The 14087-nt window shown below is 36.9% G+C and carries 17 protein-coding genes; all 17 read right to left on the bottom strand.

What is annotated here, in order from left to right; all coding sequences use genetic code 11:
* Positions 1–133: 133 nt before the first annotated feature.
* The 17 genes from PUW25_RS26750 to PUW25_RS26670 all read right to left on the bottom strand — a co-directional run bounded on the left by PUW25_RS26750 (position 134) and on the right by PUW25_RS26670 (position 14007).
* Positions 134–889: a hypothetical protein gene (locus PUW25_RS26750; RefSeq protein WP_205055017.1), complete on the bottom strand. Its 756-nt coding sequence runs from the start codon at positions 887–889 to the stop codon at positions 134–136.
* Between the two features lie 39 nt (positions 890–928).
* On the bottom strand, positions 929–1816 hold the full coding sequence (locus PUW25_RS26745; RefSeq protein ID WP_205055016.1) for a DUF6884 domain-containing protein: 888 nt from the start codon (positions 1814–1816) through the stop codon (positions 929–931).
* A 20-nt stretch (positions 1817–1836) separates the two neighbouring features.
* A complete protein-coding gene (locus PUW25_RS26740) occupies positions 1837–2277 on the bottom strand; it encodes an XF1762 family protein (protein ID WP_205055015.1) in 441 nt (146 codons plus the stop codon).
* 548 nt (positions 2278–2825) lie between these two features.
* Complete coding sequence (locus tag PUW25_RS26735; RefSeq protein WP_205055014.1) at positions 2826–4151, bottom strand: competence protein CoiA family protein; 1326 nt, start codon at positions 4149–4151, stop codon at positions 2826–2828.
* 223 nt (positions 4152–4374) lie between these two features.
* Complete coding sequence (locus PUW25_RS26730) at positions 4375–5892, bottom strand: UvrD-helicase domain-containing protein (RefSeq protein WP_249436059.1); 1518 nt, start codon at positions 5890–5892, stop codon at positions 4375–4377.
* Positions 5885–7660 carry an ATP-dependent nuclease gene (locus PUW25_RS26725; RefSeq protein WP_205055012.1) on the bottom strand — a complete coding sequence of 592 codons (1776 nt, stop codon included), beginning with the start codon at positions 7658–7660 and terminating at the stop codon, positions 5885–5887. The genes PUW25_RS26730 and PUW25_RS26725 overlap by 8 nt, the downstream gene beginning before the upstream one ends.
* Before the next feature lie 582 nt (positions 7661–8242).
* A complete protein-coding gene (locus tag PUW25_RS26720) occupies positions 8243–8392 on the bottom strand; it encodes a hypothetical protein (protein WP_205055011.1) in 150 nt (49 codons plus the stop codon).
* A gap of 117 nt (positions 8393–8509) precedes the next feature.
* Positions 8510–8674: a hypothetical protein gene (locus tag PUW25_RS26715; RefSeq protein ID WP_205055010.1), complete on the bottom strand. Its 165-nt coding sequence runs from the start codon at positions 8672–8674 to the stop codon at positions 8510–8512.
* Complete coding sequence (locus PUW25_RS26710) at positions 8661–9827, bottom strand: GAF domain-containing protein (protein ID WP_205055009.1); 1167 nt, start codon at positions 9825–9827, stop codon at positions 8661–8663. The genes PUW25_RS26715 and PUW25_RS26710 overlap by 14 nt, the downstream gene beginning before the upstream one ends.
* 269 nt (positions 9828–10096) lie before the next feature.
* Complete coding sequence (locus tag PUW25_RS26705) at positions 10097–10477, bottom strand: DUF6573 family protein (protein ID WP_205055008.1); 381 nt, start codon at positions 10475–10477, stop codon at positions 10097–10099.
* A gap of 131 nt (positions 10478–10608) precedes the next feature.
* A complete protein-coding gene (radC, locus tag PUW25_RS26700) occupies positions 10609–11322 on the bottom strand; it encodes a RadC family protein (RefSeq protein ID WP_205055007.1) in 714 nt (237 codons plus the stop codon).
* A gap of 259 nt (positions 11323–11581) precedes the next feature.
* On the bottom strand, positions 11582–12145 hold the full coding sequence (locus PUW25_RS26695) for a hypothetical protein (RefSeq protein ID WP_205055006.1): 564 nt from the start codon (positions 12143–12145) through the stop codon (positions 11582–11584).
* A gap of 3 nt (positions 12146–12148) precedes the next feature.
* The gene (locus PUW25_RS26690) at positions 12149–12490 is read right to left on the bottom strand and encodes a hypothetical protein (RefSeq protein WP_090727282.1); all 342 of its coding nucleotides are present in this window, start codon (positions 12488–12490) and stop codon (positions 12149–12151) included.
* A gap of 15 nt (positions 12491–12505) precedes the next feature.
* The gene (locus PUW25_RS26685; protein WP_249436060.1) at positions 12506–12766 is read right to left on the bottom strand and encodes a hypothetical protein; all 261 of its coding nucleotides are present in this window, start codon (positions 12764–12766) and stop codon (positions 12506–12508) included.
* 72 nt (positions 12767–12838) lie between these two features.
* Positions 12839–13033, bottom strand: a complete 195-nt coding sequence (locus tag PUW25_RS26680) for a hypothetical protein (RefSeq protein WP_090727280.1) — start codon at positions 13031–13033, stop codon at positions 12839–12841.
* A gap of 240 nt (positions 13034–13273) precedes the next feature.
* Positions 13274–13507, bottom strand: a complete 234-nt coding sequence (locus PUW25_RS26675) for a hypothetical protein (protein WP_249436061.1) — start codon at positions 13505–13507, stop codon at positions 13274–13276.
* A 107-nt stretch (positions 13508–13614) separates the two neighbouring features.
* Positions 13615–14007, bottom strand: a complete 393-nt coding sequence (locus PUW25_RS26670) for a DUF4258 domain-containing protein (RefSeq protein ID WP_090727277.1) — start codon at positions 14005–14007, stop codon at positions 13615–13617.
* Between the last annotated feature and the right edge of the window lie 80 nt (positions 14008–14087).

Below are 14087 nucleotides of genomic sequence, written 5' to 3'. Positions count from 1 at the left end.
AAGTGCTACTTATCCCAATAGGGAGCTCGCAGAAGGGGGTTACAATGAACCGCATAACGGAAATAAATCCGTTCCTTCATTCACACCTGAGTTTAGAGAGTATGGAGTAGCCTACTTTTATTTGTCATTTCTTTTACTCCTTAATTACTAAGTACTCTTTTTCATCTGTATTCGGTGACGGCTCAATAACAGCTGTCTCGAAATACAAGGTTGAACCAGCAAAATCTTCTCCAAGAATTTCATGAGCATCTTCTCCTGCTTCAGAACGCCTAACATATTCAGAATAGGGAGTATTCGTCCAAAGTTGAAAGTCTGCAGCAGCTCGTTCAACTGCAGTAGGACCCATATAAGGAGTGACCTCCTGAATAAGATCCTGAAACATCTTTACTGAAATTATGACTTGAGTACTTAAATCTATATATATCTCTGTGTTTTTCTCCTCTTTCTCGTTACAATCTAGTATCCCAGATCCAGCAAGTGTTCCCTTGTAATCGGCAGACATAATGGTGTTGTAAACCTCAGTGGACCAATCATGAATTCCATCAAGAGTAACCGTCTCAAGCTGTAATGGATCATTCAGATTCAGCTCTAATGTATTGAGAAATTGAATATCAAACCAGAAAGATTGCGATTCTTTAAATTCCCCGCCTAAATAAGTTACAAACAACTTATCCTGGATGCGATAAATATCCGTGACAAAGTTAGAATACTGATAATCAGCTTCTAGGCGATAAACGAAATTCTCGAGCATTTCATGCCAATACAGAGAGGCTTCTGAAAAGTCCAAAACCGTAACAGAACCTTTTTCGTTACATATTGGGCAGTCTTTTGCCCCCTCACACTCGCAGTTCAGCTCTGTTAGAGAAATATCAGAAGTACACTTGATCACATCTATCACTCTCGTTCCTATGTCTTTTTTATTTACTCATCATTTAAGAAGCGCTATTTGCATACGCTGCAGTGCAGCAAAGATGCTGTATTCGGCCATTAAAGCGTAGTTATGCTTGATCAAGTACAACCTAAGCTTTGCTACACTCTGACCGAATCTGCTCTTTATTTCTTCAAAATGAGCATGTCCATGAAGTTCAGCAAGGGATTGAACATTCAGCAGGAACTTATTAAATTCCCCTGCAATATCTTCTTTCTCCATTACGTTGTTGAATGCTTCATATGCCTTTTTCGCGTCCTTTTTCTTTTGGCGGTAGCTGCCAAGTAATTTTTTAAGCTCTTCTATGTTGGCTTCAACTCCGTATAGGTGTGCCTTATTTTCGAATTGATCGATTAAATGGCTTGCCTCTTGTGGCGACTGGAATTGAATTAACGAAGATACGACCATCTTTTCTCTTTCAATCTCTTTCAGTCGGATTTGGGTAAGCTCGTTCTCAATTAACTCCGCGTACCATGTAGGCTTTGCTCCAAGAGGAACTCCGTCACCGTATACTCGGTATTCGATTCCCTTTTCGTCAAACAGACGTTTTAAGGGGTCTGATATGGTCTTACCGGTATGGATTTCTACGAAGGGAAGCGGGTGAATTTGTTGAATAAAAGCCAATACCTTTTCTGCAAAAGCAGTACATTCATCCTTTCGTGGGTGCCATTTTCGAACAGGGTACGGGTCAATAATCTCCTGGTACCCAATGATCCGCTGCCCAAATACACTAAGAAAGAAGATGTTGTCCTCCGAAAAATTACGTACCTCCATGTAACGAATGATGTTGTTTACCCAACGGCTGCGGGATCCTTGGTAGAATCGATAAGCAGGCATTGGACTATCTTGCCGGGTAGATGACTCTGTAATCAATGCAATACGATTCACAACAAACACTCCTTGTTTCTTTATTCCTCCTGGCTCGACGATAGATTCAGGCTCCAAGCCCTTTTTGGTCCCATTGGATGTCGGTCTTGCCGGCTGCGGGATTTGCTATGCCAGCTTCCTCCTGGAGTCACTCCAATAAATTGAAATCCTACCCCTCGAAGTGAGCCTCCATCTTCCTCCTCCAACGTATAGGTAATGAGCATTTGATAGCCCATCTTTTTTGCTATACGTGCAGCCGATGCATATAACTTACTGCATGCATTTTTATAAGCACTGTGGACGCATAAGCGGGTAACTTCAATTGTCTTTCCGTTATCTCTTAAGCGAGACACAGGCCGACCGGCTATCAAGACTCCAATTAATTCCCTTCCATTACTGAGACCGAGTGCAAACTTCATACCCTGCGGGGCAGGATGATGCTTGTTTACAAAGTCGCATGCTTCCCTAAAAGTCACTGGCACAGGAACGGCTTCAAACTTTTTATAATCGGGATAGGATAGTAAAGCTCCATATACCGGATTGCTTGTTTACGACTACGGGAAGAGTCCCATAATACATGGAATCCTTCGTTTATCATCTCCCAGCGCAGTGAATGAGAGCTTCCCAATTCCTCATCTGATAGCACGATGTATCGCTCTAACTCATTATTCGCGAAACACCCAGTAGAACTGATCAGTTGTGGGAGCAGCACAGATCATAATCTTCATTCCTCCTTTTTTGCACAAAAAAAGAGACGCAAAAAAAGCGTACGTCTCCCGTACACTTTAGCGTCTCCTTAAAAAGTACAAATGTTTATAGAACAGCAGAAGCTGCATGACCTATTCTCGCCGAAATTGACGGCAAGAAAAATAAGAATGTTACTAAACAATATGCTAATTATATAGTAACGAAAAGCTGAAAGTAAAGATGCAATAGAAACGATTACATATTGATACTTTTCCGTCTTTTTGCATGGATCCTAGCCCAAAAAATACAGTGATGTAAATGTAGCCTCACAAAAAGTTCGAGGCTACAAACGTAGGATCTTATCCAACCACACTCTCGCTTCATTATTACAAAAAGAACTAAAAGACTCTATAGCATTACAAATATTATCTAATCGTAAATTATGAGTAGCTAAATCTACATGTCGGCTTGCTAATCCTTCGTAAAAATGTCTTGCTTCTTCATCAGTTATAGTAAAATTTATAATTTGTTTAAGGTAGTAATCCGGATTATGTGATTCTCTTTTGTTTTCTAATTCATCTTCTTGAATTATTTTACGAGTTGCTTCGTCTGATATAACTGTACGTTCATACGGATTAAAATTTACAGAAGAGAAAGAAAACTCTGATAAATCTGAATATCCGACATAATTATCATTGGTGATCTGATTATTGATTTTATCTATAAACTCTTCTTCAAATTCCTTTCTATTTAAGTTTTCTTGTTCTTTATCACTAAGAGAAATCTCTGTGTCGATGCTCAAGGCATAAGATAGTTTCAAAGGGTAGCTTTTTGTTAAGGCAAAAGCTCGAAAAGGAGCTATTTTGTTATCTAATATAAGGCGATGTACAGTAAACTCCATTCCCTCTTGTAAGGAGCGTATATAATAAAGACTATGCACCTCTAACGGCAATGCTTCATTCTGAGATTTATAACCGAAAACTTCAGGTAGTTTATATTCGGGATATTTTAGTGAAAGTTCTCTAATATGTTCATCCCAAATATGGTCCTCTCGTGTTTTCATAGCTAGATTATATTCTGCTTCCCATAGATGAAGCACCCGATTAACAAAATCATCTGCTAGTTCTCTTTCTTCAATAAACCATATAATCTCTAACCCTTTATTTTTAAAATAACTATTTCTACGGTGAATATTATTTACTACTTTTTCATCTCCTATTTGTTGTATGTTAGTTATAATATTTAGCGCAAACTCCCGATCTCCCTTCTTTAAATATATATCTGGATATATGTTCCATTTTTCTTCTGCCTTTTCCAAGTAACCATACTCAACTTTAAGGTCATTTTTAAATCGCTCTTGTCCCTTAAGTTCTGTATAAATGATTTCCTTCATAACGGAGTGTTTTTCATTTTCTCTAAAAGTTTGTCTTTGGTATGTATCGTATGCTTTTGCTTTCATACATGTTTTGCCGACTGGGTGACTGAAGTGTATATCTCTAATCTCTCCTGCCCTTAATTTTAATTTTTCTCCACAAAAAGGACATGTAATTGCACCTTTACGGGAGTAATTTCTATATTTCTCAATTATAGTTTGGTGATCAATCTGTTCAGTTTGTTCTAGAATCAAACGTATATTTATTAAATCTTTTTCGTACATACCTAAGTCCATACGTCAATCCTCTTTTCCTATGCTGATCATTACTATATTGTTTGTTCGAGAGGCAGAAGTGGAGTAAAGATACCTCTACTCCTTAAATATCAAAACTATTCATTGTATTAAATAATCCAGGACATATATGCAGACTGTTAATTCTATGGTTTGACTTGATCGGAACACATTGTACGATTTTTCTTTTTTGAGTCATAAAATTAGAAGTGGTTTCACTAAAGTGTTATTCGATGTATTTAAACAACTTCTCTGCATTGGTCAGTCCGTGTTTCGTTGCTGAGCTTAATACATGTTTATGATAATTTACATCATCTACAAACATTACAAATTTCTCCTTTGCTCTTGTTACACAGACATAATGATTTTGCATATTTGTATTGTTATAGATTTCATAATAACGAGTGAAACTAATTACTTGATCAAATTCAAGCCCTTTTGACCCAAATACTGTCATAACTTTGTGTTTCTTATCCCTCATTTGAAAGGCCATGTCAAACTGTGGGTCGCTTACACTTTCATAAAACTTTGTTACCTCATCAATACCAATCGAAAGTCCTAAAAAAACACCTAGGTTGTTTATTATTTCTCCTATTTTACTTTTAATTAAATTATCTTTGTTCTTTAAGTCACCAATGATTTTATTTATCTCTACTCTTCTCTGGCTTCGTTCTTCACCCCCTACTTTTTCCATGAAATCATAAATTGTATAAGCAGTGTTTTTAGTAAACATAGCCAACTCTTTCAATAGAAATCCATTAGGTAATCCTTCATCAATTGGAGTTTTAGGAACAAAAACGAAATCGAACCCTTTTTCATTTAACAACTCTGCGATTTTTTTTGCGTCTCTATTAATATTTGAGATTATGGCTATTTCTTTATTTAGATCAATAAAATCATCATCAATCAATTGTGTAAATGACTCTGGGAACTCATTAATATATCTAGATTGATAATTTTTCAGAATAACATTATGAACGGTATCTTTTTGTATGTTAAAGTATTGTGGGTTATGAAAGATATTAGCGTAGTTTTCAATGTCTTTATGACATCTGAAGTTTGTCACGAGCTCATAACAACTAAATCTTTCTTTGCTAAGGAGTTCAAAGATATTACTCATTGCTCCACGCCACATATAGATGGCCTGTTTCGCATCTCCGACTATAAAGATTTTTATTTTCAGCTCGTTTTTTAAGTACATGAAAAACCGATGCATATCTTGATCTGAATCTTGATATTCGTCTATAAAAATAGTTGCATATTTTGATTTAATATATTCCTGTGCAGCTACAGATTTACTTATTATTGCAAGGGCAAGTTTAAATTTAAAATTTTTTTTGTTGTCAAAAAAAGTTCCCAAAATCTTTCTCTGTTTGATTTGCATAAGACCTTCTGAAGCAACAGTAAACTTATATCTGTTTCCATATTCAACAGAATAATCCTCTGAGTATTCAGATCCAAATGCATCTTTAAGAAATGGTCTTGTTATTTCATTTTCGATAAATGAATCGTTTGTCATAACTACAAATGGTTTCTTTATAGATTGTTGAGCTTTCCTTTTTATTTCCTCTGTTGCCTTAACGGTAAAAGTAATAGCAGCAATTGTTTTATGGTCAGTTATTTTACTTAATTCTATGCCCATTTTCTGTACCATAATTGTAGTTTTACCAGAACCAGCGCTTGCCGATACTAGAATACTGTTATCATCTTCTAGTATTTTATCTCTAGCTTCCTGATCAACCAATCTCGATCTCATCTGACACCAACTTTCTTAAGGCTTCAAATAAGGGGTGTTTGATAATATTGATACAATCATCTTTCGATAGATGATTTGTTAGTTCTATCATATTAATTAGTTTATGATCCTGTAGATATTTTATCGGATCAGAACCTAATGCTGTCTCCATTGTCCCACCGATGGCTTCATACAGGTCATGTTCTAAATCAATTTTTGATAGGTATATACCGTTATCTTTCATTAACTGAATTTCAGATTTATATTGTTTGAAAAGTTCGAGTTTCTTCGTTTTAATCAGTTGGTCTTTTCCTTTTTGTTTAAAAACTTTTTTTCCATCCTCGTTTTCTGTGTAGTAATCAATTTCAATCGGTTCTATGGGGTCTTTCTCTTCTTCAGTAGCCTCCAGAAGGTTCAAGCACCTCTGGATACCTATTAAATCAAATATCTTGGGTTGATTTCTTTTAGACTTTAGATCATTATCCGTTTTAACAAAAACGGTAATATTTAATCCACGCAATACCTCTACGTATGGCTTAAACTTAATTCCACTAACATCTAATAAAAATCCCCCATCTAACTCATAAGTAGGATGTACTTCCTCTAATATTTTTTCAAATAACACTTTCTCCGAGGGTCCTTCTACAAGTAATACTTTATCTGCAAATAAAGCTGTTGCCAAAGAACGATTTAGTTCCTTTTTTACGTTTTTATATTCCTCGTCAACATGATAAATATAAGATTCACAAAGAGTACCACTTTGCGAATACACCCTTATCAAAGAGGCATTATCCATTTCATACAGTAATTCCGATGAATGTGTTGATAAGAAAAAATAATTATATACTTTTGAATTGAATAATTGCTTAGAGAGTGCTATTTGCATAGATCTATGTAGGCTATTTTCTGGTTCTTCAATTAAATAAATTATTATTTTATTTCCTTCTTGTAACTGTATTAAGTGATTTAATATAGAATATGCTAATATTTTTTTTCTACCATCACCTGAAGTTGGATAAATATTATCATCATTGTCTCTTTTAATATATGGTATTAGATTGCTAAAATACCCGCTTATAGATAATTCTGACTTCATTTCAATGTTTATATGCTCGTTCTTCAACTTTTTATATTCTTCAGTAATAGTCGTTTGAAAAGATTGAATTAAGCTCATACTACTTATTTTGGTGTTCAGTAAATTAGCTAATTCCTTAATTTGATTTGAAATTTCTATATCCGAATCATCCAGTTTTGCTTGATTAAACAATCTAGTTCGATTTTTCGAAAAAGTTTTTTCTAAATCAATGACAGGATCGACATATACAACTTTGAATAAATTGTCGATGATACTAAAATATCCATTATGACCAATCTCTATGAGTTTTTCTAGATTGTTTCCCCAGTACATTTTCGGTATTCCAATCTCTTCACTCTTATCATAAACACCCTCAATTTGAAAATAAAACTTATCTAATTCATCGCTAGACCGAGCTCCGCCAACTTTTGATATAATATGTTTTGAATCATCATTATTTTCTCGATCTGACAAGTCTACTCCTAATGTAATCCTAATAATTTCCTCAATGTTATTCTTATAGTAATCGGAAATCATAAAGCCATTCTTTCTAATTTCTTTATCTAGCAAGAATCTTAATGCGAACATGAAATTGGTTTTTCCTACATCATTCATCCCAAAAATAACATTTTGATTTGTTAAACTTATTTTCACTTCACCAAAGTTTCGAAAATTCTCTATCTCTAGACTTATAAGTTTCAAAACAATACCTCCTAGTAGAGTAGACTGCTTGTAATATCTAGTTTGATATTTTAATACTATCTTAGTTTATGTTTTTTTATTTTCGGTAACATCATCAGTTGGTAATGGTAATTTAGCACTTTCCGGATTCATATTTCGAGAATATAGCGTTCTTTATTTAAGGACAAAAGTAGCACTTTCAAATTAGCTGGAGTTCAAATGGAGTAAAATGAAGTAGTTTTTTTAAAAAAATGTTATCTCTAATCTCGCCACTTAGGACAATAGATTTATTTTAATACTTTTTTAGATGAATTCCAATAAGTTACTAAAGTTCCAATGGAAATTCCTCTCGTTACTAACAGTTCAAATCGTCGACTTATTACACATTTAGGCCGAAAAGGAGACACAAAAAAAGTGTACGTTCCCGTACACCTTTAGTGTTTTTTTTCATTATATTTTACGTTGTTGTCTTTCTCATCTAACTTTCTCAAAACATCTTCTCTCTTCGTCTGATTTGCTCTCGTGATCTCTTGCTGGGTTAAGAACCTCACCCTTTTAGGCTCCTTAGTGAAGGGTATAACTCTTCCATTTTGCATGTTCCAATCACCGCCTATTCTTATCTCCATTAATCTTTTTACCTAAGATTTTCTCAGCCTTCTTCATGATCTCTTGTAGCTCTTTAGTCGGGCCAACTCTTTCTCCAACAGGTATCTTTGTAATAACGCTTTTTTGTTTTTTAAACCATTTACCCATATCCAATACCTCCAGCCGAAATGCGTTATCTATCAGCATGTCCGGCCTGAAGGGTTTTATACTATTAATCTATCAAAAAAACGGCTGCCGATAATCGACAACCGTTCTGATATTTTTTTAAAATTTCCAAATTTGTTTTCTCTTAGGTTTATCACCGGAGAGAATTTCTTTAACAAGTTTGTTTATATCCCTACTAGGTTCGACACGTGCATCTGCAGGATATCGAGTAATTACAGAATCTTTCTTTTTCTCCTCCTGAACAGGCCATTTAATTGTCATCATTCGTGTCGCCTCCTTCTAAACTAGTGGTAATCTCTTCTAAACCAACTATACCATATTGAATCATTCTCTGTATATAATACTTATTAAGTTTTATAGTAGTTATTATTGCTTGGGAATAGACTTCAAGCGTTTTGGAAACTACTTTTCTCTCCTCTTCTAAGAGTTTGCTTATATCCTCTGAAAGATGCAGCACAATTACACCAACTGGCTGATAGCTATCTAAACCAGTCTCTCGCATAGGGTATCCCATAATTCCTGTGTATGGTCGATTTTGATCACTCTTAAAACCGTAAAGCGCTTGAGCTTCTATATTATTTACATCATCCACCCAAATTACATCGCCACCGGCTACAACCTTACCAGCAAACTTTTCACCATACGGGATCTTACGGTTTTGAATAGAATTATTATGCAGATGGAAACCACCAGCTATTGATAAGTGCCTAGTATCGTCTAGCAACATAATCGATCCCTGCTTGATATAAGGCTGTATCGGTTTCGTACTTGCTATTTCAGCTAGAATACGGTCTAAAACAACATAGTAAGAATTTCTCGGGCTCGCTGGGTTCAGCATCATGTCCCCAATCATATCAATAACACGTTTCAAGGATTCAAATGTCTCATTAGGGAAGGATCCTAAATTGCTCAGTTGCTGCACGACTTCAGTCATACGAATCAGCTTGTGCTCTGTCTCTTTAATCCCTTGGCTTATGTACTCGTCAGCTTGATATTTCACAAAGTCACCTAAACTTGCACTATACTCTTGGGACTTTTCTGCTGAATAAAAGTGGTTGTTTAGAGGCCCCTTAAAGTTCATAAACCATATTAGGTTAACACTGGGACTAACCATGTTCTTTCGAGTCCTCTGTACTAAATATTCACCAAGAACTAATAATATTAAAAGACCAAGAGCAAAAAAAATCTTGTAAGGTATAGTGAATGAAGAGTTTAATTGTTGGCCGACTTGTTCAACTGCAATTAAAAGAAGGAAAAAGAAAAAAGGGATGTTAACCATTTGAACTACACTTGCCAAGAAGTTAACTATCCATTTCACAGTCAGAGACGTGTTAGATTCCCTCGTACGATGTAAAAAGGGAATGTATCTAGAATCTCCTATCAAATCATCAAGATTTTCATTCTCTCTATTATCCACAACAACCATCCTTTCATAGGTAGTATACCATTTATCGGTTGATTTTTATTAGAATCTGCCAGTGTTACGGGGTCGTAATTTAATGTACCCCTCGTCTTTACATAGCAAAGGTAGTTCTTCCCCAGGTTCCACTATAAATCTATCTATATCAAGTGATTAATATTTCAGATGATAAATCACCTTATAGATTAAAGGGGAGGCAGGGTCTCACCAATGACATGAATTATCTGCCTCGAATTCATCGTTATGCCTCTTTAGTGTGGTATCACTTAATCCTCATCAGGAAAAAGAATAGTAATCACCGGTTCGAGGTTATCCCCGGGACCACAAATTGCTTTAACTGATACATATCTATCAGCTCCATCAAAAGTGGCTATGAATTTAAAATGTACGATCGATCCACTTTGGCTCGAGATTGCTATGCGAAACATCCACAAGCAATCCCAAAGTCTCCCTTTTTCGCTCTCGCCGTTAATAATAGCGGTTTGATCAGGAACAATCATTGAATCCCACACATTTCGTTTCATATGAACTGGATACTTTATACCGACCTCTTTAGCAAGATGGCTTACATCAACTAGAAATCCATCAGCTAACGCATTGGCACGGGAATACGTATCAATCACTTTTGCATTTTCGAGTATACTCATTTTTTATATCCTCCAATTAGTGTATTTAATTTATTTATGATGGAAAAAAGGGAGGAGCTTCATCGCTCTGCCCTTTTTATGTAAGCAATGAGCTAATCCGCCTTAAATCGGGATCTCTTAAGACTCTTCCATCAAACAATACTTCCTTTATTACTTGCTTCTTTAAGAATAGGAAGTCTGCCTTTCTCCTTCATGCTGTAATATTTATCTCCACCAATGATTATATGGTCCAGTACATCAATACCTATGATTACGCCGGCTTCCACCATTCTTTCAGTAAGGCTGATGTCCTCTATGCTAGGTTCAGGATTACCACTTGGATGGTTATGAGCGAAAATAACACTCGCTGCACCTTTTCGAATTGCCCCTTTAAATACTTCTCTTGGATGTACTAAAGTTGCATTCAAAGATCCGATAGATACCGTCTCACGACCAATCACTCGGTTCTTAGTGTTAAGATAAAGGGTAACGAAATGTTCACGATCCAAATATTTAAGATCTTGAACGGCATATCTCGCGTCTACAGGAGATCGAATGATGACCTCTTCAGTAGCAACAGAAGTATTCATGCGCTTTGCCAACTCAAAGATCGACATCAACTGGAAACTCTGTTTCTCGTTCAGATCGAAAAGAACCGATAATTCAAACTCGGATAAGGTTCCGAGATATGGCAGCCCATTCTGCAGGATATCATCTACTACAGCAGAGATGGATCGGCTTTTCACGATCGGCTCAAGGATAACTATCAGTAAATCCTTAACTGAGAGCCGACTTACGTCACAACTATGAAAATAGACGCTTCTGGCTTCTTTAACAGCGGATTGGTTTAAGACCGAATACGACATTTCTATTACTCCTCCCTTATTAGCGTGACAAAAGTTTTCCAATGACGGTATACTTTTTTAGCTGCTTCCTGCGGTTATAAATCCGTTGAAGTCTCATAAGGTTTACTTTGTTATTCATATATATATCTGCCCTTACCGCAACTGAGGACAAGAGCCCTCACCATTGTTGCGGCAGAGGGGCTCCCTCCTCACATTAATTGAGTTTTTATTTATTGCCTCCGGCGGGTAACGCAGCTAAGCGTTCCCAAAATGCTTCTCTTTATCCTACGTTCAGGTCAAAAGTGATTTGATCATCTGGACGCTGATGTCCAAGCAAATTATGCTTAAGCTCATCGATCCATAGTGAAAAACGATTATGTGGAATGGGTAGCCGAATATCGCTGTTCCTAGCCTCAAAATGATAGTGACCTAGGATTGGATAGAAAGATAATCGGATCTGCTTTTCCGCCTTGACCCAAATTGTAGGGACATTTTCCTTGTAGCCAAATAACGGAGGCTTAAAGTCATTGGTATCTACTTTGACCTGAAGCCAGTTGACCGTTATGTTGACGTGGCTGTTGAGTGTAAAAAACCAATCATTCAACAGACGTTCCAATGGACCCTTATCTACGACTCCCTTAGCGCTTACCCACCGAATCCAGAAATAAGACCTCTCTGGATTATTCATTCGCACACGCGCCTCAATTTCAAGCTTGTGTAAACCGACGGAACGGTACCAAATATTTTTCTTACTTGGCGTGAATCCTGCAAGCTTTAAAATGGGGAGAACAGCATCGATAGGTGCTTCAGCATGCCACTTAAATGCAATACTTAGCAGCTGCATAACTCACGCTCCTATCCTGAAGCCTTCATAGACGATAGTGCCTAATGGAAGTACTCCACAATATTTACGTCCTGCAGCTAGGATGACGACGTTCTCAACACTCATACCCTGCTCTTGCAGCTGCTCATTGATCAGTGAAGACCATACATGAAGTTCACCAGGAGATAAGGTCATCACATTCACAGGAACTATTCCTCGAGTGGAAAAAGGAACAATACCTTCACCTGTGAGAGAATAAACAATCTCTCCAATGCGGGATGCCTTATTTATGAGCTCATCGATACGTGTTTCAAAGCCACCAAGATTCATAAGCAGGCAGATGGGTTTACGACTGAATTTTCGCATATATATTACTCCTCTCTATAGCGCATGGGTTTGAACAAGGTAAGTACCTAGCTGCAGGGGCACATTATGCTTTGCAAAGAGCTCTAGAAGTGTGTGCTCATAGACATCTGCCTCGTTTTCAGGTACTTCCTTCCCACGATTGCCAACAATCACTTTCATGGGATTGGATTTCACAACATCAAAGAAGATGCAAGCGTCGCTACCATTCTTATCAACGATCGCTACCCCACCACAAATTAGGCTCCGGTTAAGCTGAATCGAAACCTTTTTTATCATTTTTATTGCCTCCTTAGGGCACAAAAAAAAGAGCGCTCATGTCGCTCTCTTTATGGCCATCCTTATTTTGCGTTACGCAATCGAAGTTAACTTTGCGTTGAGTCTTCGTGTCAGATCAGCCAAAGTCACTTCTACGGTGCCGTATACCTTAAGTTGATTGAGGAGTTGGGTGTATTGCTCAATCTTCTTCATGAATTGAACATCCTCATCTCCAATGTTTGTCACGACTAACAGTCCTCCATCAAACCTGCGCTCGCAATTATTCATATCTATTCCCCCCATTTTTTTGGATCGTTACCCGAAAACTAAGTGATCAATTATCAGACAAAGACCGATAATATAACTCATGAGTAGCAGAACTTTCGTCTTATCCGTGTTTTTATGTGGCAAAAGGATCAGTCCTTCCAATAGTTTTTTATAGTCCATAGAAAATAAAAAAAGCCCCAACAAGAATCACGTTTTTTAACGTAAAACTCTACTTGGGACTTCTCTTTTTATAACTCCTGGTTAAGTACTGATATGCGGTCTAATAAAATCCATTGGCGTGAAATGCTCTTTGAGCTTAGCCAACGATACCGTCACATCACCAACAATTCCATTCTTTTCGAGCAGCATCTTATAACCTTCCATAATAACTCCATCAGGAATTTGCGTTAGTACCTCACATTCGCATTTTCTTGCAGGAACATCGGAAACAATTAAAGTGCCACCTTCAAATACTTGGGTTTTGGTGGTTATCATATTTACGTACTCCCCTTTGCAACGGTCACAATGAGTCGTCATGCACAACGCCTCCTTCTAACCTTATTGTATCACGGAACTCCGTTTCTCCAAAAAATTTCAGCTCATTAAAAATTCTCGATATACGGAAGATGGCGTTTTCCAGGAGGGTAACAAGTAACCACCTTGAAATGCTTGCTTGTGAGCAATCCAACTACAATAATGAACCAATTTCCCTGAAGATCTTTGCCGAGAACTAAACGGCTAGGGGTAACTAGTCCCATGGAGCGAGATTCCCTTATCCGATTATCTTCACTTGAATATCCTTCAATTATTTTTCCGTTAAAAATGGCTACGGCGATATCGATTTGAGTATATGTACGATCCTCGTACTCTTCATTGTCAAGGCGATCATTTAAGTAATGATCGGCAATTTCAATGATGAAGCCGTCAACGCCCCCATTCACCGCTTTCCGGAAACACTCTAACTCGTAGGACCAATTTTCCTTACGGTAATCCACGTCTTTATTACCCCCTTTTCTCTGAGATAGATGAAAATAAATAAGCCCTGAACGCAAAAATAAAAGCACACCTGAATAGG

Origin of the sequence: Paenibacillus urinalis (assembly GCF_028747985.1) — a bacterium.
In the GTDB taxonomy this organism is placed as follows: domain Bacteria; phylum Bacillota; class Bacilli; order Paenibacillales; family Paenibacillaceae; genus Paenibacillus; species Paenibacillus urinalis.
This window is presented reverse-complemented; position numbering and strand designations above follow the sequence as displayed.